This is a genomic window from Pseudomonas sp. HB05, from assembly GCF_016756915.1.
GTDB classification, from domain to species: domain Bacteria; phylum Pseudomonadota; class Gammaproteobacteria; order Pseudomonadales; family Pseudomonadaceae; genus Aquipseudomonas; species Aquipseudomonas alvandae.
Genome location: NZ_JAESPG010000021.1, coordinates 104,613 through 130,576 on the forward strand (window position 1 = coordinate 104,613; position 25,964 = coordinate 130,576).

General features: G+C 59.4%; 27 protein-coding genes. 18 read left to right on the plus strand and 9 right to left on the minus strand.

Features of this window, described 5'->3' with window-relative positions; all coding sequences use genetic code 11:
- The first annotated feature begins 34 nt into the window (after positions 1-34).
- The 13 genes from JMN22_RS18930 (at position 35) to JMN22_RS18990 (ending at position 13,249) form a co-directional block, all read left to right on the plus strand.
- Positions 35-664 carry a response regulator gene (locus JMN22_RS18930; protein ID WP_122566692.1) on the plus strand — a complete coding sequence of 210 codons (630 nt, stop codon included), beginning with the start codon at positions 35-37 and terminating at the stop codon, positions 662-664.
- Between the two features lie 343 nt (positions 665-1,007).
- Positions 1,008-2,132, plus strand: a complete 1,125-nt coding sequence (locus tag JMN22_RS18935) for an ABC transporter ATP-binding protein (RefSeq protein WP_030139216.1) — start codon at positions 1,008-1,010, stop codon at positions 2,130-2,132.
- Between the two features lie 49 nt (positions 2,133-2,181).
- Positions 2,182-3,225 carry an ABC transporter substrate-binding protein gene (locus JMN22_RS18940; RefSeq protein ID WP_003206153.1) on the plus strand — a complete coding sequence of 348 codons (1,044 nt, stop codon included), beginning with the start codon at positions 2,182-2,184 and terminating at the stop codon, positions 3,223-3,225.
- 203 nt (positions 3,226-3,428) lie between these two features.
- Entirely contained in the window at positions 3,429-4,676 is a 1,248-nt protein-coding gene (locus tag JMN22_RS18945) for an ABC transporter permease (protein WP_198797827.1), read from the plus strand.
- Between the two features lie 13 nt (positions 4,677-4,689).
- On the plus strand, positions 4,690-5,514 hold the full coding sequence (locus tag JMN22_RS18950) for an ABC transporter permease (protein ID WP_030139214.1): 825 nt from the start codon (positions 4,690-4,692) through the stop codon (positions 5,512-5,514).
- Between the two features lie 198 nt (positions 5,515-5,712).
- On the plus strand, positions 5,713-6,861 hold the full coding sequence (locus tag JMN22_RS18955) for an iron-containing alcohol dehydrogenase (RefSeq protein ID WP_202334997.1): 1,149 nt from the start codon (positions 5,713-5,715) through the stop codon (positions 6,859-6,861).
- Between the two features lie 78 nt (positions 6,862-6,939).
- Positions 6,940-7,614: a ribulose-phosphate 3-epimerase gene (rpe, locus tag JMN22_RS18960; RefSeq protein WP_202334998.1), complete on the plus strand. Its 675-nt coding sequence runs from the start codon at positions 6,940-6,942 to the stop codon at positions 7,612-7,614.
- Complete coding sequence (locus tag JMN22_RS18965) at positions 7,611-8,429, plus strand: phosphoglycolate phosphatase (protein WP_030139211.1); 819 nt, start codon at positions 7,611-7,613, stop codon at positions 8,427-8,429. Before rpe ends, JMN22_RS18965 begins: the two co-directional genes overlap by 4 nt.
- Before the next feature lie 70 nt (positions 8,430-8,499).
- Entirely contained in the window at positions 8,500-9,981 is a 1,482-nt protein-coding gene (gene trpE / locus JMN22_RS18970; RefSeq protein ID WP_030139210.1) for an anthranilate synthase component I, read from the plus strand.
- An 85-nt stretch (positions 9,982-10,066) separates the two neighbouring features.
- Complete coding sequence (locus tag JMN22_RS18975) at positions 10,067-10,660, plus strand: aminodeoxychorismate/anthranilate synthase component II (protein WP_202334999.1); 594 nt, start codon at positions 10,067-10,069, stop codon at positions 10,658-10,660.
- Positions 10,661-10,669: 9 nt separating this feature from the next.
- Complete coding sequence (trpD, locus tag JMN22_RS18980; RefSeq protein WP_202335000.1) at positions 10,670-11,719, plus strand: anthranilate phosphoribosyltransferase; 1,050 nt, start codon at positions 10,670-10,672, stop codon at positions 11,717-11,719.
- Positions 11,716-12,552 carry an indole-3-glycerol phosphate synthase TrpC gene (gene trpC, locus JMN22_RS18985; protein WP_030139207.1) on the plus strand — a complete coding sequence of 279 codons (837 nt, stop codon included), beginning with the start codon at positions 11,716-11,718 and terminating at the stop codon, positions 12,550-12,552. The genes trpD and trpC overlap by 4 nt, the downstream gene beginning before the upstream one ends.
- A gap of 4 nt (positions 12,553-12,556) precedes the next feature.
- Positions 12,557-13,249 (plus strand): lipoate--protein ligase family protein, encoded by a 693-nt coding sequence (locus JMN22_RS18990; RefSeq protein WP_030139206.1) that lies wholly within the window; start codon positions 12,557-12,559, stop codon positions 13,247-13,249.
- Here JMN22_RS18990 and crp read toward each other — a convergent pair.
- Positions 13,246-13,890, minus strand: a complete 645-nt coding sequence (gene crp, locus JMN22_RS18995; protein WP_030139205.1) for a cAMP-activated global transcriptional regulator CRP — start codon at positions 13,888-13,890, stop codon at positions 13,246-13,248. The two genes, JMN22_RS18990 and crp, sit on opposite strands and share 4 nt — an antisense overlap.
- 232 nt (positions 13,891-14,122) lie before the next feature.
- Between crp and JMN22_RS19000 the strand changes: the two genes are divergently transcribed.
- Complete coding sequence (locus tag JMN22_RS19000; RefSeq protein WP_008061600.1) at positions 14,123-14,545, plus strand: OsmC family protein; 423 nt, start codon at positions 14,123-14,125, stop codon at positions 14,543-14,545.
- 238 nt (positions 14,546-14,783) lie between these two features.
- Positions 14,784-15,578 (plus strand): adenosylmethionine decarboxylase, encoded by a 795-nt coding sequence (speD, locus tag JMN22_RS19005; RefSeq protein ID WP_181287400.1) that lies wholly within the window; start codon positions 14,784-14,786, stop codon positions 15,576-15,578.
- Positions 15,579-15,658: 80 nt separating this feature from the next.
- Here the strand turns inward: speD and coq7 are convergent, their stop codons facing one another.
- From coq7 to hemJ, 6 genes are all read right to left on the minus strand, one after another.
- Positions 15,659-16,306, minus strand: coding sequence for a 2-polyprenyl-3-methyl-6-methoxy-1,4-benzoquinone monooxygenase (coq7, locus tag JMN22_RS19010; protein WP_202335001.1), 648 nt, complete (start codon positions 16,304-16,306; stop codon positions 15,659-15,661).
- A gap of 73 nt (positions 16,307-16,379) precedes the next feature.
- Positions 16,380-16,718, minus strand: coding sequence for an HIT domain-containing protein (locus tag JMN22_RS19015; RefSeq protein WP_202335002.1), 339 nt, complete (start codon positions 16,716-16,718; stop codon positions 16,380-16,382).
- 81 nt (positions 16,719-16,799) lie between these two features.
- Positions 16,800-17,588 carry an SDR family NAD(P)-dependent oxidoreductase gene (locus JMN22_RS19020; protein ID WP_202335003.1) on the minus strand — a complete coding sequence of 263 codons (789 nt, stop codon included), beginning with the start codon at positions 17,586-17,588 and terminating at the stop codon, positions 16,800-16,802.
- A 61-nt stretch (positions 17,589-17,649) separates the two neighbouring features.
- The gene (locus JMN22_RS19025; RefSeq protein WP_202335004.1) at positions 17,650-18,612 is read right to left on the minus strand and encodes a DUF805 domain-containing protein; all 963 of its coding nucleotides are present in this window, start codon (positions 18,610-18,612) and stop codon (positions 17,650-17,652) included.
- Positions 18,613-18,655: 43 nt separating this feature from the next.
- Positions 18,656-19,624: an NAD(P)H-dependent flavin oxidoreductase gene (locus JMN22_RS19030; protein WP_202335005.1), complete on the minus strand. Its 969-nt coding sequence runs from the start codon at positions 19,622-19,624 to the stop codon at positions 18,656-18,658.
- Between the two features lie 35 nt (positions 19,625-19,659).
- On the minus strand, positions 19,660-20,091 hold the full coding sequence (gene hemJ, locus JMN22_RS19035) for a protoporphyrinogen oxidase HemJ (protein WP_030139198.1): 432 nt from the start codon (positions 20,089-20,091) through the stop codon (positions 19,660-19,662).
- A 133-nt stretch (positions 20,092-20,224) separates the two neighbouring features.
- Between hemJ and argC the strand changes: the two genes are divergently transcribed.
- Positions 20,225-21,259, plus strand: coding sequence for an N-acetyl-gamma-glutamyl-phosphate reductase (gene argC, locus JMN22_RS19040; RefSeq protein ID WP_202335006.1), 1,035 nt, complete (start codon positions 20,225-20,227; stop codon positions 21,257-21,259).
- A gap of 149 nt (positions 21,260-21,408) precedes the next feature.
- Entirely contained in the window at positions 21,409-21,759 is a 351-nt protein-coding gene (erpA, locus tag JMN22_RS19045) for an iron-sulfur cluster insertion protein ErpA (RefSeq protein ID WP_025215766.1), read from the plus strand.
- Positions 21,760-21,829: 70 nt separating this feature from the next.
- Here erpA and JMN22_RS19050 read toward each other — a convergent pair whose 3' ends face one another.
- Both JMN22_RS19050 and JMN22_RS19055 read right to left on the minus strand, forming a co-directional pair.
- Positions 21,830-22,921, minus strand: a complete 1,092-nt coding sequence (locus tag JMN22_RS19050; RefSeq protein ID WP_030139196.1) for an anhydro-N-acetylmuramic acid kinase — start codon at positions 22,919-22,921, stop codon at positions 21,830-21,832.
- Between the two features lie 3 nt (positions 22,922-22,924).
- On the minus strand, positions 22,925-24,346 hold the full coding sequence (locus JMN22_RS19055; protein ID WP_202335007.1) for a peptidoglycan DD-metalloendopeptidase family protein: 1,422 nt from the start codon (positions 24,344-24,346) through the stop codon (positions 22,925-22,927).
- Positions 24,347-24,558: 212 nt separating this feature from the next.
- Here JMN22_RS19055 and tyrS point away from each other — a divergent pair, with 212 nt between their 5' ends.
- Positions 24,559-25,758, plus strand: a complete 1,200-nt coding sequence (tyrS, locus tag JMN22_RS19060; protein WP_030139194.1) for a tyrosine--tRNA ligase — start codon at positions 24,559-24,561, stop codon at positions 25,756-25,758.
- The last annotated feature ends 206 nt before the right edge of the window (positions 25,759-25,964 follow it).

Sequence of the window (25,964 nt, forward strand, 5' to 3'; positions counted from 1 at the left end):
CCTGCTCGCGAAGATCCTGAACCTGGAGAAGAACGTGATCCGTGTACTGGTAGCCGAAGACCACACCATTGTCCGCGAAGGCATCAAGCAGTTGATCGGCCTGGCCAAGGATCTGGTGGTGGTGGGGGAGGCGAGCAATGGCGAACAGTTGCTCGAGACCCTGCGCCACGTGCCCTGCGAAGTGGTGTTGCTGGATATTTCCATGCCGGGGGTCAATGGCCTGGAGGCGATCCCACGGATCCGGGCGCTGAACAATCCGCCGGCGATCCTGGTGCTGTCGATGCATGACGAGGCGCAAATGGCCGCGCGCGCCCTGAAGGTCGGTGCCGCCGGCTACGCCACCAAGGACAGCGACCCGGCCTTGCTGCTCATGGCGATTCGCAAGGTCGCCGCGGGCGGGCGCTACATTGATCCGGACCTGGCCGACCGCATGGTCTTCGAAGTTGGCCTGACCGACGCCCGGCCGCTGCACTCCCTATTGTCGGAGCGCGAATTTTCGGTCTTCGAACGCCTCGCCCAGGGCGCCAACGTCAACGACATCGCCCAGCAGTTGGCCTTGAGCAGCAAGACCATCAGCACCCACAAGGCGCGGCTGATGCAGAAGCTCAACATCACTTCGTTGGCTGAATTGGTGAAATACGCGATGGAGCACAAGCTGCTCTAACCCCCATCATCGTCCCCTTGTGGAGCGAGCTTGCTCGCGATAGCGTCAGATCATTCAGCACATAGGTAGCTGACAGACCGCCATCGCGAGCTAGCTCGCTCCCACAGGGTTAGTGTTGGCATATCCATTTGCGACACGCCCCAGCAGCGCTTTTGCCCCTACTTGCAGCTCGCCGCTCGAAACCCACCGCTGCATTTATCCAATCCCGCCATCCGTGTAGGGCAATCCCTACCCCGACTCTTCCATCCGGCTGAGGTGATTCTCTCCTGCGCCCCGATTTGCGCGGGCCCCAGGCTCCACTAGGCTTGATTCACAAGCAGTCATCAATACAAAAGGTGCGGGTATGAGCCAGGTCGATTCAAGCGCGGGGACCAGCGATGTGCTGGTCAGCTTTCGTGGTGTGCAAAAGAGCTACGACGGCGAGAACCTGATCGTCAAGGACCTCAACCTGGACATTCGCAAAGGCGAATTCCTGACCCTGCTCGGACCTTCCGGCTCCGGCAAGACCACCAGCCTGATGATGCTCGCCGGGTTCGAGACCCCGACCGCTGGCGAGATCCAGTTGGCTGGCCGCTCCATCAATAACGTGCCGCCGCACAAGCGCGACATCGGCATGGTGTTCCAGAACTACGCGTTGTTCCCGCACATGACCGTGGCCGAGAACCTGGCCTTTCCCTTGACCGTGCGCGGCTTGAACAAGAGCGACGTCGGTGACCGGGTCAAGCGTGTCCTGAGCATGGTGCAGTTGGACAGCTTCGCCCAACGCTATCCCGCGCAGTTGTCCGGCGGCCAGCAGCAGCGGGTGGCCCTGGCCCGGGCGCTGGTGTTCGAACCGCAGTTGGTCCTGATGGACGAACCTCTCGGCGCGCTGGACAAGCAATTGCGCGAACACATGCAGATGGAAATCAAGCATCTGCACCAGCGCCTCGGCGTGACCGTGGTCTACGTGACCCACGACCAGGGCGAAGCCCTGACCATGTCCGACCGCGTAGCCGTGTTCCACCAGGGCGAGATCCAGCAGATCGCCCCGCCGCGCACACTCTACGAAGAACCGAAAAACACCTTCGTCGCCAACTTCATCGGCGAAAACAACCGCCTCAATGGACGCCTGCACAGCCAGACCGGCGATCGCTGCCTGGTGGAGCTGGGGCGCGGAGAGAAAGTCGAGGCCCTGGCCGTCAATGTAGGCAAGCCTGGCGAGCCGGTCACGCTGTCGATCCGGCCGGAGCGGGTAAGCCTTAACGGCTCCAGCGAACAATGTGTCAACCGCTTCTCAGGGAGGGTGGCGGAATTCATCTATCTGGGCGACCACGTCCGGGTTCGCCTGGAAGTCTGCGGCAAGAATGACTTCTTCGTGAAACAGCCGATTGCCGAGCTCGATCCCGCGCTCGCCGTCGGGGACGTGGTTCCGCTTGGCTGGCAAGTCGAGCATGTGCGTGCGCTCGATCCCCTTCTAGAGGCGAACTGATCGCCCCCTGCTGTACCAACACCAACCCTGCACGTGGAGAGAACAATAAATGTTGAGATCCCTGAAGTTCACAGCCCTGACACTGGGCATGATGGGTGCGGCAAGCGCGATGGCGGCGGGCCCGGACCTGACCGTGGTGTCTTTCGGCGGGGCGAACAAGGCGGCTCAGGTCAAAGCCTTCTATGCACCGTGGGAAGCGGCCGGCAATGGCAAGATCGTGGCGGGCGAATACAACGGCGAAATGGCCAAGGTCAAGGCCATGGTCGATACCAAGAGCGTTTCCTGGGACCTGGTGGAAGTCGAGTCCCCGGAATTGTCCCGTGGTTGTGACGAGGACATGTTCGAACAACTGGATCCGGCCCTGTTCGGCAAAGCTGAAGATTACGTCAAGGGCGCCATCCAGCCTTGCGGCGTAGGGTTCTTCGTATGGTCGACCGTGCTGGCCTACAACGCCGACAAACTCAAGACCGCCCCGACCAGTTGGGCCGACTTCTGGGATACCAAGCAATTCCCCGGCAAGCGCGGCCTGCGCAAGGGCGCCAAGTACACCTTGGAATTCGCCCTGATGGCGGACGGCGTGGCGCCGAAGGACGTCTACAAAGTGCTGGCCGGCAAGGATGGCCAGGATCGCGCGTTCAAGAAACTCGATGAACTCAAGCCAAACATCCAGTGGTGGGAAGCCGGCGCCCAGCCGCCGCAATACCTCGCTTCCGGTGACGTGGTCATGAGCTCGGCCTACAATGGCCGGATCGCCGCGGTACAGAAAGAAAGCAATCTGAAAGTGGTGTGGAACGGCGGCATCTACGACTTCGACGCGTGGGCTATCCCGCGTGGCCTGGACAAGACCCGCGCCGAAGCGGCGAAGAAATTCATCGCCTTCTCGGTGGCACCGCAACAGCAGAAGACCTACTCGGAAAACATCGCCTACGGCCCGGCCAACACCCAGGCAGTACCGTTGCTCGCCAAGGATGTCCTGAAAGACATGCCGACCACCCCGGAAAACATCGCCAACCAAGTGCAGATCGACGTCAGCTTCTGGGCTGACAACGGCGAGCAACTGGAGCAGCGCTTCAACTCCTGGGCGGCGAAGTAACCCGACGGTCTGAAACTGGACGAGATCCATGTGGGAGCGAGCTTGCTCGCGATAGCGGTCTGTCAGGCACATCAATCTTGAATGTGCCGCAGCCATCGCGAGCAAGCTCGCTCCCACAGGCTCTTTCATCGACCCGGGTGTTTCAACAGAACAGAGGCGGCCCGCCGCCCCTGTAACGATCAAGAAGATTTGCGGAGTTCGCCATGGCCATCGCCGTTCCAATGAACGCGGGCACCAGCCCCACCCTCAAGCAGCGGCTCAAGCGCGCCGAGCGGGTCAACCGCTGGAAGGCCCAGGCCCTGATCGCGCCGCTGGTACTGTTTCTGTTGCTGGTGTTCCTGGTGCCAATCGTCGCGCTGCTGTTCAAAAGCGTCAGCAACCCGGAAGTCGTGGGCGCCATGCCGCGCACCGTCGCTGCCGTCGCTGCCTGGGACGGACGTGGTTTGCCCGGCGAGCCGGTGTACAAGGCTGCCAGCGAAGACCTGGCTGAAGCCCGCAAAAATCAAACGCTGGGCGACTTGTCCAAGCGACTGAACATGGAATCGGCCGGCTATCGCAGCCTGCTGACGAAAACGGCCCGGGCGCTGCCGTTCGCGACTGAGCCCGCCTCTTATAAAGAAGCATTGGAAGGCCTCGACGAGCGTTGGGGCGATCCGGCGTACTGGCAAGTGATCCGCCGCAACACCAGTAACGTCACGCCGTATTACCTGTTGGCGGCTGTCGACCACCGCATCGACGATCTCGGCGAACTGGCGCCAGCCACCCCCGACCAGGCGATCTACCTGGACATCTTCACCCGTACTTTCTGGATGGGCCTGGTGATCACCGCGATCTGCCTGGTACTTGCCTATCCGCTGGCCTACCTGCTGGCGAACCTGCCGTCGCGTCAAAGCAACCTGCTGATGATCCTGGTGCTGCTGCCGTTCTGGACTTCGATCCTGGTGCGGGTGGCGGCGTGGATCGTGCTGCTGCAGTCCGGTGGGTTGATCAACAGCGCGTTGATGGCCATGGGTGTCATCGATAAACCGCTGGAGCTGGTGTTCAACCGCACCGGCGTCTACATCTCGATGGTCCACATCCTGCTGCCGTTCATGATCCTGCCGATCTACAGCGTGATGAAGGGCATCTCGCCCACCTACATGCGGGCGGCGATTTCCCTGGGCTGCCACCCGTTTGCCAGTTTCTGGCGGGTCTACTTCCCGCAGACCTATGCAGGTGTCGGCGCCGGGTGCCTGTTGGTGTTCATCCTTGCCATCGGCTACTACATCACCCCGGCGCTGCTGGGCAGTCCGAACGACCAGATGGTCAGCTATTTCGTCGCGTTCTACACCAACACCAGCATCAACTGGGGCATGGCGACGGCGCTCGGCGGGCTGCTGTTGCTCGCGACCATCGTGCTTTATCTGATTTACAGCTGGCTGGTGGGCGCCAGTCGCCTGCGCCTGAGCTAAGGGGAGATCTGAAATGCTGAGTCCTTACATGTCCCCCGTCGAACGGGTGTGGTTCTACAGCTTGCGCATACTTTGCGGGCTGGTCCTGTTGTTCCTGATCCTGCCGGTGCTGGTGATCATTCCGTTGTCGTTCAACTCCGGCAGCTTCCTGGTCTATCCGCTGCAGGGCTTTTCGTTGCAGTGGTATCACGACTTCTTCGCTTCGGCGGAGTGGATGCGGGCCTTGAAGAACAGCATCATCGTTGCCCCGGCGGCTACATTGCTGGCGATGATCTTCGGTACGCTGGCGGCCATTGGCCTGACTCGCGGCGATTTCCCGGGCAAGGCGCTGGTGATGGCCCTGGTGATTTCCCCGATGGTGGTACCGGTGGTGATCATCGGCGTGGCGAGCTACCTGTTTTTCGCACCGCTGGGCATGGGTAACAGCTTCTTCTCCTTGATCATCGTCCACGCCGTGCTGGGCGTACCGTTCGTCATCATCACGGTCTCGGCGACGCTGCAGGGTTTCAACCACAACCTCGTCCGGGCAGCTGCAAGTCTCGGGGCGTCGCCATTGACGGCGTTTCGTCGGGTGACCCTGCCGTTGATCGCCCCAGGCGTGATCTCTGGAGCGCTGTTCGCCTTCGCGACGTCGTTTGACGAGGTGGTCGTAACCCTGTTCCTGGCCGGCCCCGAGCAGGCAACGTTGCCACGGCAGATGTTCAGCGGTATCCGCGAAAACCTCAGCCCCACCATCGCGGCGGCGGCGACGTTGCTGATTGCCTTCTCGGTGATCCTGCTGCTGACCCTGGAGTGGTTGCGTGGGCGTAGCGAGAAGCTGCGGACCAGCCAGGTCTGAGGCCTGCGTTGGCCCTGTGGGAGCGGGCTTGCTCGCGAAAGCGGTGTATCAGTCGACATAAATGTTGAATGTTCCGCCGCTTTCGCGAGCAAGCCCGCTCCCACATTGAATTTGCGGTGTATCTGAGCTCAATCGCGGACAACCCTCAATCCCGAGCTATCCTTGTGCCAGCCCATACTCGAACAAGAGGCCGCGCACATGAGTCTTTCCTCATTCAAGATCGCCCACAAACTGATCACCGGTGCCGCTGCCATCGAGCAACTGGCCGCCGAGTTGACGCGCCTGGACGTCGACAATCCATTGATCGTGACCGACGCAGCGCTGGTCAAGTCCGGCACGGTGGAACTGGCGCTGCAGCACCTGGGCGGACGCGACTACGAGATTTTCGACCGGGTCATGCCAGACCCGGAAATCGCCATCGTCGAAGATTGTATGCAAGCCTACCGCGACGGTGGCCATGATGGACTGATCGGCCTGGGCGGCGGCAGTGCCATCGATATCGCCAAGTGCGTGGGTGTCTACGCCGGTTACCACGGCGAGCTGCAGGATATGTTCGGTGTCGATCAGGTGCCGCGCAAAGGCCCGCCGATGATCGCCATTCCTACCACCGCCGGTACCGGTTCGGAAGTGACCAACGTGGCGATCCTCTCCGACAAGGCCGCCCAGCTGAAAAAAGGCATCGTCAGCGATTATCTGTTGCCGGATGTGGCGCTGGTCAGCCCGCAGATGACCCTCACATGCCCGCGCGGCGTAACGGCTGCCAGTGGCGTCGACGCGCTGGCGCATGCCATCGAGGCCTACCTGTCGCTCAACGCCTCGCCGATTACCGATGCACTGGCCATTGGCGCAATCAAGCTGATCACCCGGGCTCTGCCCAAGGCCTACGCCAACCCTAACCATCTGCAAGCCCGCGAAGACATGGCCACCGCCAGCCTGATGGCCGGCATGGCCTTCGGCAATGCCGGGGTTGGGGCGGTGCATGCGCTGGCTTATCCGTTGGGCGGGCGTTTCCATGTATCCCACGGGGTCGCCAATGCGTTGCTGCTGCCCTATGTAATGGCGTGGAACAAAATGGCCTGTGTCGAGCGCATGCGCGACATCGCCGAGGCCATGGGCATCAGGACCGCTCACCTGAGCGACCTTGAAGCCGCCGACGAGGCTGTCGATGCGATGGTCGCCTTGTGCGCCGCGGTGCAGATCCCCCAAGGCCTGAGCGGCCTGGGCGTGACCGAGGACGTGATCCCGTCCATGGCGGTGGAGGCTGCGGGGATCGAGCGCCTGATGCGCAACAATCCGCGCCAACTGAGCGCCGCCGATATCGAGAAGATCTACCGCGCGGCGTATTGATCGACTGTCACGGTGGGCGCGCCAAATCTTGAGGTATACAATGCGCGCCATCGTGATTTCGCTCAAAACAGGTGCGTCATGCAGCCCTTCGCTATTGCTCCGTCGATTCTCTCCGCCGACTTCGCCCGCCTGGGCGAGGAAGTGGACAACGTTCTGGCCGCCGGGGCCGACATCGTGCACTTCGATGTCATGGACAACCACTATGTACCCAACCTGACCATCGGCCCGATGGTCTGCGCGGCGCTGCGCAAGTACGGCATCACCGCGCCGATCGACGCGCACCTGATGGTCAGCCCGGTGGACCGCATCGTCGGTGATTTCATCGAGGCGGGCGCGACCTACATCACCTTCCACCCGGAAGCCACGCTGCATGTTGATCGCTCCCTGCAACTGATCCGCGAAGGCGGTTGCAAGGCCGGCCTGGTATTCAACCCGGCTACGCCGCTGGACGTATTGAAATACGTGATGGACAAGGTCGACATGGTCCTGCTGATGAGCGTCAACCCTGGCTTCGGCGGGCAGAAATTCATCCCGGGCACCCTCGACAAGCTGCGTGAAGCTCGCGCATTGATCGATGCCTCGGGGCGTGACATCCGCCTGGAAATCGACGGCGGCGTGAACGTGAACAATATCCGTGAAATCGCTGCGGCCGGCGCCGACACCTTTGTCGCCGGTTCGGCGATCTTCAATGCGCCGAACTACCAGGAGGTGATTGCAAAAATGCGCGCCGAACTGGCCCTGGCGCGTCCATGAGCGGCTTCGAGCAGCTGTTTCCCGGCAGCCTGCCGCGCCTGGTGATGTTCGACCTGGATGGCACGCTGGTCGATTCGGTACCGGATCTCGCGGCCGCCGTGGACAGCATGCTGCTCAAGCTCGGACGCCCACCCGCCGGCATCGACGCGGTGCGCCAGTGGGTGGGCAACGGTGCGCCGATGCTGGTGCGTCGGGCCCTGGCCAACCACATCGATGCCCAAGGCGTCGATGAAGCAGAAGCCGAACGGGCGATGGAACTGTTCAATGAAGCCTACGAAGGCAACCACGAACTGACCGTGGTCTACCCCGGTGTGCGTTCCGCGCTCAAATGGCTGCACAAGCAAGGCGTGGAAATGGCGCTGATCACCAACAAGCCGGAGCGCTTCGTCGCGCCGCTGCTGGACCAGATGAAAATCGGCCGTTATTTCCGCTGGATCATCGGCGGCGATACGTTGCCGCAGAAAAAACCCGACCCTGCCGCGCTGTTCTTCGTAATGAAAATGGCCAACATCCCGGCCTCACAGTCGTTGTTCGTCGGTGATTCGCGCAGCGATGTACTGGCGGCGAAAGCGGCAGGCGTCAAGTGCGTGGCGTTGAGCTACGGTTATAACCATGGCCGGCCGATCGCCGAAGAGTTTCCGACGTTGGTGATCGATGACTTGCGTCTGTTAATTCCCGGTTGCCTGGACCCGGCCGCTGAGATAACGTTGCCCGACGCTGTTCAATCCTCTTCTGGAAACGCCATCGTGGTGGTCACTCGCAAACTCTGGATGAAAGTCATGAAGGCCCTGGCCCGCTGGCGTTGGCGCGCCTGACTTGATCCTGGCCGGTTATCCGGCGCGTTTGCATACCTGACTGTCAGCTCCTCTTGCCACGAGGCACCCCATGATCCGCGAAGAATTCCTGCGTCTAGCCGCTGCCGGCTACAACCGCATCCCGCTCGCCTGCGAAACCCTGGCCGACTTCGACACGCCGCTGTCGATCTACCTCAAGCTGGCCGACCAGCCCAACTCCTACCTGCTCGAATCGGTGCAGGGCGGCGAGAAATGGGGCCGTTATTCCATGATTGGCTTGCCGTGCCGTACGGTGCTGCGGGTGCATGGCCATCGCATCAGCGTGACCCACGACGGCGTCGAGATCGAAAGCCTCGACGTCGAGGATCCGCTGGCGTTCGTCGAATCCTTCAAGGCCCGCTACAACGTGCCAACCATCCCGGGACTGCCCCGTTTCAACGGTGGCCTGGTCGGATATTTCGGCTACGACTGCGTGCGCTACGTGGAAAAACGTCTCGGCACCTGCCCGAATCCTGACCCGCTGGGCGTGCCGGACATCCTGCTGATGGTCTCCGACGCTGTGGTGGTCTTCGATAACCTCGCCGGCAAGATGCATGCGATTGTCCTGGCAGACCCTTCCCAGGAAGATGCCTACGAGCAAGGTCAGAAAAGTCTGCAGGCGCTGCTGGAAAAGCTCCGTCAACCGATCACGCCGCGCCCAGGCCTGGATTTCAGCAAGCAGTCGGCCGCTGATCCGGTGTTCCGTTCCAGCTTCACCCAGGATGACTATGAACGGGCCGTCGATACCATCAAGGAATACATCCTTGCCGGTGACTGCATGCAAGTGGTGCCGTCGCAACGGATGTCCATCGACTTCAAGGCGGCGCCCATCGACCTCTACCGGGCGTTGCGCTGCTTCAACCCGACGCCCTACATGTACTTCTTCAATTTCGGCGATTTCCACGTCGTGGGCAGTTCGCCGGAAGTGCTGGTGCGGGTCGAAGACAACCTGATCACCGTCCGACCGATCGCCGGTACTCGCCCCCGTGGCGCCACGGGGGAAGCGGACCGGGCCCTCGAAGAGGACCTGCTGTCGGACGACAAGGAAATCGCCGAGCACCTGATGCTGATCGACCTGGGGCGCAACGACACCGGGCGTGTCTCGGAGATCGGTTCGGTAAAACTCACCGAAAAAATGGTCATCGAGCGCTATTCCAACGTGATGCACATCGTGTCCAACGTTACCGGGCAGTTGAAAGCCGGGTTGACGGCCATGGACGCCTTGCGGGCGATCCTGCCGGCCGGCACGTTGTCGGGCGCACCGAAAATCCGGGCAATGGAAATCATCGACGAACTGGAACCGGTCAAGCGCGGTGTGTACGGCGGGGCGGTGGGTTACTTCGCCTGGAACGGCAACATGGACACCGCCATTGCGATTCGTACCGCGGTCATCAAGAACGGCGAACTCCACGTACAAGCTGGCGGTGGCATCGTTGCTGACTCGGTGCCGGCATTGGAGTGGGAAGAAACCCTGAACAAGCGTCGGGCGATGTTCCGTGCCGTGGCGTTGGCGGAGCAGACTTCAGGCGACTGAAGCCCTCCCTCGACAACCTGTGGCCAAGGGCTTTCCCGCCCCAACGGCCGTTTTTAAAGTCAGTGAATCAAAAGGTTGCTACGCCATGTTGCTGATGATCGATAACTACGACTCCTTTACCTACAACGTTGTGCAATACCTTGGCGAACTCGGTGCCGAGGTCAAGGTGGTGCGCAACGACGAGCTGACCATCGCCGAAATCGAGGCCCTCAAGCCCGAGCGCATCGTCGTCTCCCCTGGCCCGTGTACGCCGACCGAAGCGGGCATTTCCATCGAAGCCATCAAGTATTTTGCCGGCAAGCTGCCGATCCTCGGCGTGTGCCTGGGCCATCAGTCGATCGGCCAGGCGTTCGGTGGCGATGTAGTGCGCGCCCGTCAAGTCATGCATGGCAAGACCAGCCCGGTGTTTCATGAAGACAAGGGTGTATTCGAAGGCCTGAATCATCCGCTTACCGTCACCCGCTACCACTCCCTCGTCGTCAAGCACGATACGCTGCCCGACTGCTTGGAGTTGACTGCCTGGACCCAGCTCGAAGACGGTTCGGTCGACGAGATCATGGGGTTGCGACACAAGACGTTAAATATCGAAGGTGTGCAATTCCACCCTGAGTCTATCCTCACTGAACAGGGCCACGAGCTGTTCGCCAACTTCCTCAAACAAACCGGCGGCACGCGCTAAGGACTTTTCATGGATATCAAGACAGCCCTGAACCGTATCGTCGGCCAGCTCGACCTGAGCACCGAAGAAATGCGCGACGTGATGCGCGAAATCATGACTGGCCAATGCACGGATGCGCAGATTGGTGCGTTCATGATGGCCATGCGCATGAAGAGCGAGAGCATCGACGAAATCGTCGGCGCCGTGACCACCATGCGGGAACTGGCAGACAAGGTCGAACTCAAGACGCTGGACGGCGTGGTGGACGTGGTAGGGACTGGCGGTGATGGTGCCAATATCTTCAACGTGTCCACCGCCTCGGCATTTGTCGTCGCTGCGGCGGGTTGCACTGTCGCCAAGCATGGCAACCGTGCAGTCTCGGGCAAGAGCGGCAGTGCCGACCTGCTGGAGGCTGCGGGTATCTACCTGAACCTGACCCCGGTTCAGGTGGCTCGCTGTATCGATAGCGTGGGCATCGGCTTCATGTTCGCCCAGACCCACCACAGTGCCATGAAGCATGCCGCCGCGCCCCGTCGGGAGTTGGGCTTGCGCACGCTGTTCAATATGCTCGGCCCGCTTACGAATCCGGCCGGTGTGAGGCATCAGGTGGTGGGAGTGTTCAGCGAGGCGTTGTGCCTGCCTTTGGCCGAGGTATTGCAACGTCTGGGCAGCAAGCACGTGCTGGTGGTCCATTCGAAGGATGGCCTGGATGAGTTCAGCCTGGCGGCGCCCACCTTCGTGGCTGAGCTAAAAAATGATCAGATTACGCAATACTGGGTCGAACCTGAGGACCTGGGCATGAAGAGCCAGAGCCTCCATGGGCTGGCAGTGGATGGCCCGGCCCAGTCGCTGGAATTGATCCGCGATGCCTTGGGGCGTCGTAAGACCGAGAACGGCCAGAAGGCAGCCGAGATGATCGTGCTCAACGCGGGTGCCGCGTTGTACGCCGCCGATCATGCCAGCAGCCTCAAGCAAGGTGTCGAGTTGGCCCATGATGCGCTGCACACCGGCCTGGCCCGTGAAAAACTGGAAGAATTGGGCGCGTTTACCGCCGTATTCAAAGTGGAGAATGAAGGATGAGCGTGCCAACGGTTCTGGAAAACATTCTGGCTCGCAAGAAGCAGGAAGTCGCCGAGCGCAGTGCCCGGGTCAGCTTGGCCGAGTTGGAAAACCTCGCACGTTCGGCCGATGCGCCTCGCGGCTTTGCCCAGGCGCTGATCGAACAGGCGAAGAAGAAGCAGCCGGCGGTGATTGCCGAAATCAAGAAGGCCTCCCCGAGCAAAGGTGTGATTCGCGAGCATTTCGTTCCGGCCGACATCGCCAAGAGCTACGAGAACGGCGGCGCGACCTGCCTTTCGGTGCTGACCGATGTGGATTTCTTCCAAGGCGCCGACGACTATCTCAAGCAGGCGCGGGCGGCATGCAAGCTGCCGGTGATCCGCAAGGATTTCATGATCGACCCGTACCAGATCGTCGAGGCCCGGGCCTTGGGCGCCGATTGCGTGCTGTTGATCGTTTCCGCCCTGGACGACGCGAAGATGGCCGAGTTGGCCGCGGTTGCGAAGGGCGTCGGCTTGGATGTGCTGGTGGAAGTCCACGACGGCGAAGAGCTGGAACGGGCCCTCAAGACCCTGGATACCAAGCTGGTCGGCGTGAACAATCGCAACCTGCACACCTTCGAAGTCAACCTGGAAACGACCTTGGACCTGTTGCCGCGAATTCCCCGTGATCGGCTGGTCATCACCGAAAGCGGCATCCTCAACCGGGCCGATGTCGAGTTGATGGAAATCAGCGACGTGTATTCGTTCCTGGTGGGCGAAGCGTTCATGCGGGCCGAAAGCCCGGGCATGGAGTTGCAACGGTTGTTCTTTCCCGAGCGCAGCGTTCCGGTGACTGGCTCGACGTTGGACTGAACGAATGTCTCCCGCCATTTCCTTTACTGTCGAAAACGGCTTGCAAGCCGAACAGGACTTGCTGGCGAGCGTTTGCGCCGGTGACGCTGAGTCCGGCTTGCTGTTCTGGCAACCGAATGACCGCGCGCTGGTCATGCCGCGTCGCCTGAGTCGCTTGCCGGGATTCGACATCGCCTGCGAAGTATCAGCCGCCCATGGCTGGCCGGTACTCCTGCGCGAAACCGGCGGCGAGCCGGTGCCTCAATCAGCCGCGACGATCAATATCGCGCTGGTCTACGCACCGCCGCGCAGTGAAGGTGATCATGGGCGGATCGAAACCGCCTATCGTCGGTTATGCGATCCCATCTGCCAGTTGCTCGATGAATTGGGCGGGGTGGCGTCGCTAGGGGAAGTGGCGGGCGCCTTTTGTGATGGGCGCTTCAATGTCAATCTGGACGGTCGGAAGATGGTAGGCACCGCCCAGCGTTGGCGACAGAGCAAGGGAGGGCAGCGTCCGGTAGGGCTGGTGCATGGCGCACTACTGCTGGACGACGAGCGCGAAGCCATGGTCGCGGCGGTCAATCGTTTCAATGAAGCCTGTGGCCTGGAGCAACGCGTGCGTGCCGAGAGCCATATTGCCCTTCATGAAAAATTTCCCGCGCCCCACGCCCTGGAGCGACTCGAGACTTTGTACCAGGAACTGCTGGACAGTCTCTAGCGGGTGCCGAAGACCACCATCGTCTTGCCTTTGACGCTGACCAGGTTGCGTTCTTCCAGGTCCTTGAGCACACGGCCAACCATCTCGCGGGAGCAGCCGACAATTCGGCCGATTTCCTGACGCGTCACTTTGATCTGCATCCCGTCGGGGTGGGTCATGGCGTCGGGCTGCTTGCACAGGTCCAAAAGGCAACGGGCGACACGACCGGTTACGTCGAAGAAGGCGAGGTCGCCTACCTTGCGCGTGGTGTTGCGCAGGCGCTGTGCGATTTGTCCGCTGAGGACGAAAAGGATGTCCGGATCCTGCTGCGACAGCTCCCGAAATTTGCTGTAGCCGATTTCTGCGACTTCGCATTCGACTTTCGCCCGCACCCAAGCGCTGCGCTCTTGCTCCTTGCCGGCCTGTTCGAACAAACCCAACTCGCCGAAGAAGTCCCCCGAATTGAGGTAGGCGATGATCATCTCCCGTCCTTCATCGTCCTCGATCAGGATAGTGACTGATCCCTTGATGATGAAGAACAGCGTGTCGGAACGGTCCCCCGCACAAATGATGTTGTGCTTGGCGGGGTAGCGGCGACGCTGGCAATGCATCAAGAGCTTGTCGAGGTTCTTGATCTTGGACGTGGGAGTAATGGCAACCATGGTTGTGTCCCGAAAAACTGCGCAGTTTGGTGGTCTGATTGTTATGAAGGCGAATAGCTATCGCAAAAGCTGGCCATACGCCAGCGACTGGGCGCCAGCTTAACAGAGGCGTCTTAATTAATTTGAGAATTTACCGAGTGTAATCTGCGCCGGGCGCCCTCAGGCGGGAGCAGCCATTACCGGGGGCTGTGCTAAGCTGGCGCCCCCTTTTTATGACAGTGGAGTCTTGACGATGAAGGCACGCATCCAATGGGCTGGCGAAGCCATGTTCCTCGGTGAGTCGGGCAGCGGTCATGTGGTCGTCATGGATGGCCCGCCGGACGCCGGAGGTCGGAACCTGGGTGTTCGGCCAATGGAAATGCTGCTGCTGGGTGTTGGTGGCTGCAGCAATTTCGATGTAGTCAGCATCCTCAAGAAGTCGCGCCAAGCGGTCGAAAGTTGCGAAGCCTTCCTGGAAGCCGAGCGGGCGACCGAGGATCCGAAGGTTTTCACCAAGATCCATATGCACTTTGTGGTGAAGGGCCGGGGGCTGAAAGAGGCCCAGGTCAAGCGCGCCATCGAGCTGTCGGCCGAGAAATATTGTTCGGCCTCGATCATGCTCGGCGCCGCCGGTGTTGAAATCACTCACGATTATGAAATCATCGAATTGGGTTGAATCGACATCCAACCATCACAAAAGCGGTGCAAGCTCTGGCGATCAGAAGCTGACGTCTGCATAATGCGCCACTTTTTTCAGGGCAGTGATCGGCTTGCGGCCGGTCCCTTGCCTGGACAGACAACCAAAATCGCCATCGCGAAGAGGTGTTAACCGTCCTACGCAGGTGCGTCGTTCGCATCTGACGGGCATGCTTGATCACGCGGCCAGGCCGCAATACACAGAGAGTTTTCAAACGGTGAAAAGCAAACTCAAGCTCCATGGGTTCAATAACCTGACAAAGACCTTGAGCTTCAACATCTATGACATCTGCTATGCGGAAACCCCGCAAGACCAGCAGGCCTACGTCGAGTACATCAATAAAGAGTACAACGCCAAGCGCCTCACGCAGATTCTCACGGAAGTTGTCGATATCATTGGTGCCAACATCCTGAACATCGCAAGTCAGGACTATGAGCCCCAGGGCGCCAGCGTGACTATCTTGATTTCGGAAGAGCCGGTGACACCGACCGACAGCCAGATCGAAGAGTCCCCGGGCCCGTTGCCTGAAATTATCCTGGCCCACCTCGACAAGAGCCATATCACGGTCCACACCTATCCGGAAATCCATCCAGTGGATGGCATCGCTACGTTCCGAGTGGACATCGACGTGTCGACTTGTGGGGTCATTTCACCGCTCAAGGCACTCAACTTCCTGATTCACCAATTCGATTCCGATATCGTGACCGTGGATTATCGCGTGCGTGGGTTTACCCGGGACGTGGAAGGCCACAAGCACTTCATCGATCACGAGATCAATTCGATCCAGAACTACCTCTCCGAAGACACTCGCGACGCGTACCAGATGACGGACGTGAACGTGTATCAGGAGAACCTGTTCCACACCAAAATGCTGCTCAAGGACTTTGAGCTGGATAACTACCTGTTCGGCGACGCCACGAGCAATCTGTCTGCTGAACAGCGTGGGCAGGTGGAAGAGCGGGTCAAGCACGAAATGCTGGAAATTTTTTACGCGCGCAATATGCCGCGCTAAAGTTTCGGCTATGAAAAAAGGCGACTGTCCATGGACAGCCGCCTTTTTTCGTTTTGGAAGGCCTCGTTCCGCTTTCGCTATCAGATCCGATAAGTACTCTTGGTCATGACTTTGGCCAGCAGGCTCATGCCAAATTTGACGGGGGCCGGGAAGCGGAAGCCGCCGGCTTCCAGAGCGCTTTCGGCGTGGTGCTCTTCATCTTCACGCATCTGCTCAAGAATCGCCCGGGACTTGTCATCCTCGACGGGCAATTGCTGCAGGTGCTCATTCAGGTGCTTGCACACCTGATGCTCGGTCGCCGCGACAAAACCAAGGCTGACCTTGTCGCTGATAAGGCCTGCCACGGCGCCGATCCCGAACGACATGCCATAAAACAGGGGATTCAGCACGCTGGTGTGGCTGCCCAACTGGCGAATGCGTTGTTCACACCAGACCAGATGGTCAATTTCTTCCTCGGCGGCCTGTTCCATCGCTTCGCGTACCTGCGGCAATTTTGCTGTCAGCGCCTGGCCCTGGTAGAGCGCCTGGGCGCAAACTTCACCGGTATGGTTGATGCGCATCAGTCCGGCGACATGGCGAGTCTCTTCATCGCTCATCTGTACGTCCGGCTGCACGATGGCCGGCGATGGGCGGTACGGCTGGCCACTGAAGGGCAACAGCGTACGCATCGCGGTGTCGGCCTGCAGCAGCAGGCGATCGATGGGCGAGTAGTGACGTTGGGTAGTCATGCTTACCTCCGGGAAAAATCTCGGCGGCCAGTTTAACTCAATCGGCCGCTGGGGATTTGCGTTGGATCAGGGATCAGCCCGGTGGCCAATTCATCTGGCGCTGTCCAAGCACGTGCATATGAATGTGATAGACGGTCTGCCCACCGAGTTCATTGCAGTTCATCACCACCCTGAAGCCTTCTTCGCAACCCAGCTCGAGGGCCAGGCGCTGGGCGGTGAACAAGATATGCCCAGCCAGTCGCTTGTCGTCCTCGGTCAGGTCATTGAGGGTGCGGATCGGTTTCTTTGGAATGACCAGGAAGTGAACCGGTGCCTGTGGAGCAATGTCGTGGAAGGCCAGGACCTGGTCATCCTCATAGATGATCTTCGCCGGGATTTCCCGGTTGATGATCTTGGTAAACAGGGTATCCACAGCGGTCTCTCCGTTGGTTTAGTCGAAGTCGAGTGTACTGAAGGGCTGGTTTGCCAGCCCGGGTTTTTCAGCTTGAAGGAATCAGCGCGGACAGCAGGCCTTGTTGAGCATGCCGCTGACGGTCCGGACCAGCCAGCGTGGCCCCAATCGAGGCAGCGTGGCGAACCAGCGATTGCGGCGTCCGGGAATGATAATGGCTCGATTCCTATCCAGCGCGCGAACGGTATAGAGCGCAACTTCCTCAGGGCTCATCAATTTCTTCTTGCCGTCGAGTTTCTGTTCATCCAGTTGTGCCTTCGCGAAAAAGTCCGTGCGAGTCGGGCCGGGGCACAGTACCGAGACGTTGATTGCGCATTTTTTCAATTCGACCCGCAGGGCTTCGGAGAAGTGCAGCACATAGGCTTTGCTGGCGTGATACGTGCTCATCCAGGGGCCGGGCAGGAAGGCAGCAGTCGATGCGACGTTTAGGATCTGGCCGCCGCCATGCAACGCCATGCTGTTGCCTATCGCATGGCAGAGACGTGTGAGGGCAAGGATATTCACTTCGATCAGGTCTTGTTCGGTCATCCAGTCCTGGGCCAGGAACGGACCACTGGTGCCGATGCCGGCGCAATTGACCAGCAGATCGATTTGGCGCTCGCCTTCCTCCAATTCCAGCAGGAAGCCTGAGAGTCGAAGGGGTTCTCCCAGGTCGCAGGCGCGGAACAATACCTCCACGCCAAACCGTTGGGTCAGCTCTATTGCAATACTTTCCAGCCGATCACGCTGTCGAGCTACCAATATCAGGTTGCGCCCACGCCGGGCCAGTGCTTCGGCCATGGCCAGGCCGATACCACTGGAAGCACCAGTGATCAGAGCGTAACGGGTCATGCAGTTCTCCATCGCCGCGCAGGGCGCCGGTGGACTGAGCTGTCACCGGCGCAAAGCGCGCTTATTGTTCCTCTTCTTCGTAGTCTACAGAAGGTGCGGCTGGCTCGGCTGCTTCGGCGGCCGGTTCTTCGGCCGATTCGTCAATGGATTCGCTGCTTTCATAGCTGCTCAAGGAGCTGCTGCCGTACTCCTCGCCGATGCTGCTGAACGCGCCAGCCAACGCACCGATGAAAATCAGGGCGATCAGGACGACCCACAGCCAGGCAAGAACCTTGACCGCAGTGCTGTTGGGCGGAGGTGGAGGGCCGTAGCGATTCGGGCCACTATTGCCTGGAGCGAATATGAGGACGAATGGGAAGAGGCTGCCCACGAACGGCACCAGGTTGAGCAACCACAGCCATCCGGACCAGCCGAGATCGTGCAGGCGCTGAGCGCTGAACTGGATACTCACGTAGGCAAAAGCGAGGAAGATGGCTACGGCTACGAGTCCGCCGATGATCATCGCGGTCGTCGAGCTGGCGACGAGCAACCAGGACAGGCTCAACCAGAATGCAATCCCGACCACGGGCATTACCGCCAGTGTCAGAACCATGGTCCAGGCCAGGTACCGCAGGCGCCCGATACGGCCTTCGAAACTGAAGGGCTTGAGCGGGCCGTATTCGGCGAGCGTTTCGCCTACCGGGGCGCGGGGAGGGGCATAGGGGGAAACGGGGTCAAGTATGGAGTCCGGGTGGCGCCCGCTTGCCTGATGCGGCGATTCCTGCACCTCGCCGAGGTCCAGCTGAAGGGACGGTTCTGCTTCGATTCGTGCATCGATGCCGCTTTTATGCAGCGCTTCCAGGTACTTCTGCGCGTCGCCCTGGGACAGGTTGTTTTTAAGCGACACCTTGCGACCACTGAACAAACGTTCAATGGCGCTGACATCGCTCTTGAACAGCTCCGCGAGGTTTAGCTTGGCGGTAGTGGTATCGACGCCTGGCAACAGGGCTCCGTCGAATACAATGTTGAAGCGGGTTTCGCTCATGCCTGGCATCCTTGTCTTTCAAAGTTGGTTTGTGTTTTTGGGTTCAGCGGGGCCATTGGCCTCCGAGCTGTGCCGCCCGCGCTTGTGCCTGGCGGTATTCTTTATCCAGGCGCGCGATCAGTTGATCGACGCTGGGTAAATCGTTGATCTCACCAACGCCCTGGCCTGCGGACCATACGGTCTTCCAGGCCTTGGCTTCATCGCTCAGCGGTTTGAGTTTCGATCCGGGATCTGCCGCGCTCTTGTTCTGCAGGGCAAGCAGGTCGAAGCCGGCATCTTCCAGGCTCTGGCGCATGAAACTGGCTGGCACGCCGGACACTGCGGGAGTATGCACGATGTCTGCGGCCCTGGATGTGAGCAACATCTCTTTATAAGCGTCGGACGCGTGACTTTCTGTCGTGCCAATGAACCGCGTTCCGAAGTAGGCCAGATCCGCGCCGAGCAGTTGCGCCGCCAAAATCTGATGGCCGTGGTTCAAACATCCTGCGAGCAGCAGGGTTTTATCAAAGAACTGCCGAATTTCGGCGACCAAAGCGAAAGGGCTCCAGGTCCCGGCATGCCCTCCAGCACCGGCCGCGACGGCAATCAAGCCGTCTACACCTGCTTCCGCGGCTTTTTCTGCGTGACGGCGAGTAGTCACGTCGTGAAAAACCAGGCCGCCATACCCATGCACCGCATCCACCAGCTCTTTTACCGCGCCCAGGCTGGTAATGACGATAGGTACCTTATGCTCGATGCAGATCGCCAGGTCAGCCTGGAGCCGTGGGTTGCTGGCATGAACGATCAGATTGACCGCATAGGGCGCTGGCTTATCCATTGTTGCCAGGCCCGCTTCGATTTCTTCCAGCCAAGCCTTGAAACCGCTGCTTTCGCGTTGGTTCAGTGCCGGGAAACTGCCGACAACGCCATTGCGACAGCAGGCAAGCACGAGCTGGGGATTGGAAATCAGGAACATCGGCGCGGCAACGACAGGCAGCCGCAGACGTTCTTCAAGCAAAGCGGGCAACGGCATGGGATGTACCCCCGATCGAATAGTGCTACTGGACTTTAGAACGGCCGGACTACGACCAGAATTACGATAGCCAGCAATATCAGAACTGGCACCTCGTTGAACCAGCGATAAAAGACATGGCTGCGGGTGTTCTCGCCACGGGCGAAGCGTTTTACTTGGGCGCCGCACATGTGGTGATAACCGATCAGCAGAACGACCAGGGTCAACTTGGCGTGCATCCAGCCACCCTGGGTGAAGTAGGCGCCGGCATTGAGGCTGAGCAACCAAATGCCAAACACTAGCGTGGCAATCATCGCCGGGCCCATGATGCCGCGATACAACTTGCGCTCCATCACGCAGAAGCGCTCCTTGCTGACGTTGTCTTCGCTTTGGGCGTGATAGACAAACAGGCGCGGCAGGTAGAACAAACCGGCGAACCAACAAACCATGCTGACGATGTGAAGTGCCTTGAGCCACAGATAGAGCATTTTTAGTTATTCCAAGATTCACGGTAGCCCGATAGTAGAGGTTAGAGCGGCCACACGTCACCTTGACGGTTGTCGCCACGCGTTGTGGCCCCTATTATCGACGGCTTTCCAGTGGTTCGTTGAGGGCAGGTTTATGGTCAAGGTCGGTATCGTCGGCGGCACGGGTTACACCGGTGTCGAACTGCTGCGTCTGTTGGCGCAGCATCCGCAAGCTGAGGTGGTGGTCATCACCTCCCGATCCGAGGCCGGCCTGGCCGTCGCCGACATGTATCCGAACCTGCGAGGCCATTACGACGGCCTGGCATTCAGCGTTCCGGACATCAAGACCCTGGGCGCCTGCGATGTGGTGTTCTTTGCCACTCCTCATGGCGTTGCTCACGCCTTGGCGGGGGAGCTGCTGGCGGCCGGAACCAAGGTGATCGATCTGTCGGCTGACTTCCGCCTGCAGAACGCGGACGAATGGGCCAAGTGGTACGGCCAGCCTCACGGGGCACCGGAGCTTCTGGATGAGGCGGTCTACGGCTTGCCGGAAGTCAATCGCGAGAAAATCAGGCAGGCACGATTGATCGCCGTGCCGGGTTGCTATCCGACTGCTACGCAGTTGGGCTTCCTGCCGTTGCTCGAGGCTGGTCTTGCCGACACTTCGCGCCTGATCGCTGATTGCAAATCCGGGGTCAGTGGCGCCGGTCGAGGCGCCAGTGTCGGCTCGCTGTATTCCGAAACGTCGGAAAGCATGAAGGCCTATGCGGTAAAAGGGCATCGCCACTTGCCGGAAATCCGCCAAGGGTTGCGTCGGGCGGCGGGCAAGGACGTCGGCCTGACGTTTGTGCCGCACCTGACGCCTATGATTCGTGGAATCCATTCCACTCTTTACGCAACGGTGGTCGATCGCTCCGTCGATTTGCAGGCGCTGTTCGAGAAACGCTACGCCAACGAACCGTTCGTCGACGTTATGCCGGCCGGCAGCCATCCGGAAACCCGTAGCGTGCGCGGTGCGAACGTTTGCCGGATCGCCGTGCATCGTCCGCAAGATGGGGACTTGGTCGTGGTGTTGTCGGTCATCGATAACCTGGTCAAGGGCGCGTCCGGCCAAGCGGTGCAAAACCTGAACATCCTGTTCGGTCTGGATGAGCGCCTGGGATTGTCCCATGCGGGGATGTTGCCGTAAGGGCAGTTACAATTGTCAGGTTGGCGGCTATAAGCCTGGAGCCTATAGCTCGCCGCTGCTCGTCTAAATAGTTGACCAATTTTGTAGGAGAAGCGGATAATGCCCGCCATCACGCATTATGGCGGCGTAAGCGCCGGGAGATATTCAGCATGAGCGTCGAAACCTTCACCCCCATGGCTTTGCAATTCACCCACGGTGCCGCGCACAAGGTGAAGAGCCTGGTCGATGAAGAGGGCAATGATCGTTTGAAGCTGCGCGTATTCGTAACGGGCGGCGGTTGTTCCGGTTTTCAGTATGGCTTCACTTTCGATGAAGAAGTGGCCGAAGACGACACCATCGTTGAGCGCGAAGGCGTCAGCCTGGTGGTTGACCCGATGAGCTTCCAGTACCTGGCGGGTGCCGAGGTGGATTACCAGGAGGGCCTGGAAGGGTCGCGTTTCGTGATCAAGAACCCTAACGCGACCACTACTTGTGGGTGCGGTTCTTCGTTCTCGATCTAAGCGTTTCAATAAATAAAAAACCGCAGCGCCGTACGGCCCTGCGGTTTTTTATTGTCCGCCTTTTTTGATTTCAGGCCGGATAGATGGCGCCGAGTATGCGCAAGCCACGGGCGCCCGTGACACTTGGGCGATTGCCTGGAATGCCTTCAAGGCAACAATGTGCAAGCCAGGCGAAAGCCATGGCTTCAACCCAGTCTGGGTCTACGCCGTATACCGCCGTGCTGCTGACCTTGGCATTCGGCAGCAAGTCAGCCAGACGCTTCATGAGCGTCTGGTTGTGCGCGCCACCGCCGCATACCAGCAACTCTTGAGTGTTCGATTGGGCATGCTGCAGTGATTCAATAATCGTCAGGGCAGTCAGCTCAAGCAATGTTGCCTGTACGTCCTCCGGAGCGAAGGCTGGCAGGTGCGACAAATGCTGGTTGAGCCAGGGCAGGTTGAAGACTTCGCGCCCGGTGCTTTTCGGCCCCTTGGTGACAAAAAAGGGGTCGCTGAGCAACGTCTTGAGCAAGGTTGGTTCGACTTTCCCGCTGGCAGCCCATTGGCCATTGCGATCAAAGTGTTCGCCTCGTTGTTGATGTATCCATGCATCGAGCAGCACATTGCCTGGGCCACAATCGAAACCGGCGACCGGCTTTTCCGGTTCTATCAGGCTGAGATTGCTGAAGCCGCCGACATTCAGTACGGCACGATGACCGACTCGTTCTTCGAACAGAGCTTCGTGAAACGCTGGAACCAGTGGGGCGCCTTGCCCGCCAGCGGCGACGTCGCGGCTGCGGAAGTCACTGACGACGCTGATGCCGGTCAGCTCACTCAACAGTGCCGGATTGCCGATTTGCACGGTAAAGCCACGGGACGGCTCGTGGCGAATGGTCTGGCCGTGGCTGCCAATGGCCGTGATGGCCTCAGGCTTGAGTTTCTGTTCGTTGAGTAGGGCATGGATGCCCTGTGCGGCCAGTTTTACCCAGCTGTGCTGAGCCATGGCGGAACGGGCGATCTCATCGGGCCCGCTGCTGCACAATTCGAGCAGTTCGGTGCGCAGAGTGGCGGGCATGGGAATGTAGTGGGTGGCGATCAATTTGATCGCCGGGGCCAATTCGACCAGTGCGATATCCAAGCCATCGAGGCTGGTCCCGGACATCACACCGATATAGAGCGCCATTGCTTAGCGCTTGCTCGAAGCCAGCATGGTGGCTTTTTCTTGATCCATGCGAGCCATCAAGGGCTGGCTTTGGGCCAGGAAGCGCGCACGCTCGGCCTTGGCGATCGGGTCGGCCATCGGCAATTTCTGGCCGAGCGGATCGACATGGACGCCGTTGACTTGGAATTCATAATGCAAGTGCGGGCCGGTGGACAGGCCGGTGGTACCAATATATCCAATAACCTGGCCTTGCTTGACAGTGCCTCCCGTCTTCACGCCCTTGGCGAAGCCTTGCATGTGGCCATACAGCGTACGGTAGGTATTGCCGTGCTGGATGATCACGGTGTTGCCATAACCGCCGCGACGTCCGGCCAGCAAAACCTTGCCGTCGCCGGCCGCCTTGATCGGTGTGCCACGGGGGGCGGCGTAATCGACACCTTTGTGGGCGCGAATCTTGTTCAGGATCGGATGCTTGCGACCGGCGGAGAACTTCGAACTGATGCGGGCGAAATCCACCGGCGTACGGATGAATGCCTTGCGCATGCTGTTGCCGTCGGCGGTGTAGTAGCTGCTGTTGCCCTGCTTGTTGGTGTAGCGCACCGCAGTGTAGGTCTTGCCGCGGTTGGTAAAACGCGCGGAAAGAATCGGGCCGTTACCGACGCTCTTCCCGTTGACCACTTTCTGTTCGTAGATGACGTCGAATTCGTCGCCCTGGCGAATATCCTGGGCGAAGTCGATGTCGTAGCCAAATACGCTGGCCATGTCCATGGTCAGGCTATGGGAGAGCCCCGCGCGCGCTGCCGACTGGGACAATGAGCTGTTTATGACGCCATGGACGTAGGCTGATCGGACGGTGGGCTTTGCCGTGACGCGGTTGAACACATAACCCTTGTCATTCTTGGTCAGGGTGATGCTTTCCAGGTCGCTCAGCTTGGTGTGCAGGTTGGTCAGCTGGCCTTCTGGGTTGAGTTCGAACTCCAGTTTCTGACCACGTTGCAGTTGAGTGAATTGCTTGGCTTGCTTGTCGCTGGCCAGGATCTCATGGACCGAGGTGGAGGGCAGGCCAACCTTTTCGAAGAGAGTGGAAAGTGTGTCGCCTTTGGCGACAATCACTTCACGATGGTCAGGCCCTTTCTTTTCTTCTGCTGCTGCGGGCGCTTCTGCCTGGGCGGCGGCCGTGGCAGCGTCTTCCGGGCTATTTTCAATCTGCGCGAATGGAGAGGCGGCCGGCTCGTTTGTGGCTTGAACGGCTTCGGCGGCGTCTTGTTCTTGTGTCAGTTGTTCAGCAGGACTTTCCAGTTCAAGACTCAGAGTCGTCTTTTTGGCTTCAACATCGCTGGAGGGAAACACCAGCAGCGCCAGGCTTAGGAGGGCTGCGATGCCACTGGCGGCAAGCAGGTGGGTCTTCGGGTAAAGCGGCGGCGCTTTAGACGGTTCTGTGGTCATAGGTAATTTTGACTTTTGAAAAAATGAATTGGAAAAGATGAATGACATGATGAAGATGAAATAACTGTATAAAATATAACCAAAACCCCTGCGAAGCAAGCCCGCGAACGCTCTGTTCTGTGGATCGGCGTCCGTGCGCCGGGCAAACCTTGTATTTGGTGCGCGATCTTGTATGGTTGGGGCCCTTTGAATCTGAGCCTTACGGGTCTGTTATGAAGTCGGTTGAAGAGCAGCTAGCGCTGATCAAACGTGGTGCGGAAGAACTGTTGGTCGAGTCCGAGCTGATCGAAAAGCTCAAGCGCGGGCAGCCGCTGCGTATCAAGGCTGGCTTCGATCCGACGGCGCCCGATCTGCACCTGGGTCATACCGTGCTTATTAATAAGCTGCGCCAGTTCCAGGATCTGGGGCATCAGGTCATCTTCCTTATCGGGGACTTCACCGGCATGATCGGTGATCCGAGCGGGAAGAGTGCTACGCGCCCACCCCTGACCCGCGAGCAGGTTCTCGATAACGCCGAGACCTACAAGACTCAGGTTTTCAAGATTCTTGATCCGGCCAAGACCGAAGTGGCGTTCAACTCCACTTGGATGGATCAGATGGGGCCAGCGGATTTCATTCGCCTGACGTCTCAGTACACTGTGGCTCGCATGCTCGAACGCGATGATTTCGACAAGCGTTATACGACCAATCAGCCCATCGCCATTCATGAGTTCCTCTATCCGCTGGTGCAGGGCTATGACTCGGTTGCGTTGCGTGCCGACGTAGAGCTCGGTGGTACCGACCAGAAGTTCAACCTGTTGATGGGGCGTGAGCTGCAGCGTGGTTATGGTCAGGAGGCGCAGTGCATTCTGACCATGCCATTGCTTGAAGGTCTGGATGGCGTGAAGAAGATGTCCAAATCGCTGGGCAACTACGTAGGTATCCAGGAAGCGCCGGGCGTCATGTACAGCAAACTGGTTTCCATTCCCGATGTGCTGATGTGGCGTTACTTTGAGCTGTTGAGCTTCCGGTCCATGGATGAGATCAATGCGTTCCGTGCCGACGTAGAGGCGGGCGCCAATCCACGGGACATCAAGATCAAGTTGGCTGAGGAGATCGTTGCTCGTTTCCATGGTGAGGAGGCTGCGGCCAGTGCTCATCGTGCGGCGGGTAATCGTATGAAGGACGGTGAGCTGCCGGATGATCTGCCAGAGATCGAGCTGACTGCTGTTGAGAATATGCCGATTGCGGCGGTTCTTAATAAAGCAGGCTTGGTCAAGAATGCGGCAGTGGCGCGAGATCTGTTGGGTTCGGGTGGCGTGCGTATAGATGGCGAGGTTGTAGATCGCACCTATATATATGAGCTGGGGTCCACTCATGTATGCCAGGCCGGCAAGAAAGCTTTCGCACGTATCACGCTGAAATCTGAGTAAAGCTGAAAATAACGGTTGACGGCAGATTCCAGGTGTCTATAATTCGCCCCACTTCCGGCGCAGTCGAAACGGAAAACTCCTTGAGTTTCAATGAGTTAAGTAGGTTTCGATAGGTCAGGCGCTTCAGTTCATCGAAGCGTTGAAGGAGTTGATAGGGCGGTGTTGTTTGGCTCTATTGGCGATTCGATCCTCTCGGTCGAAAGCGG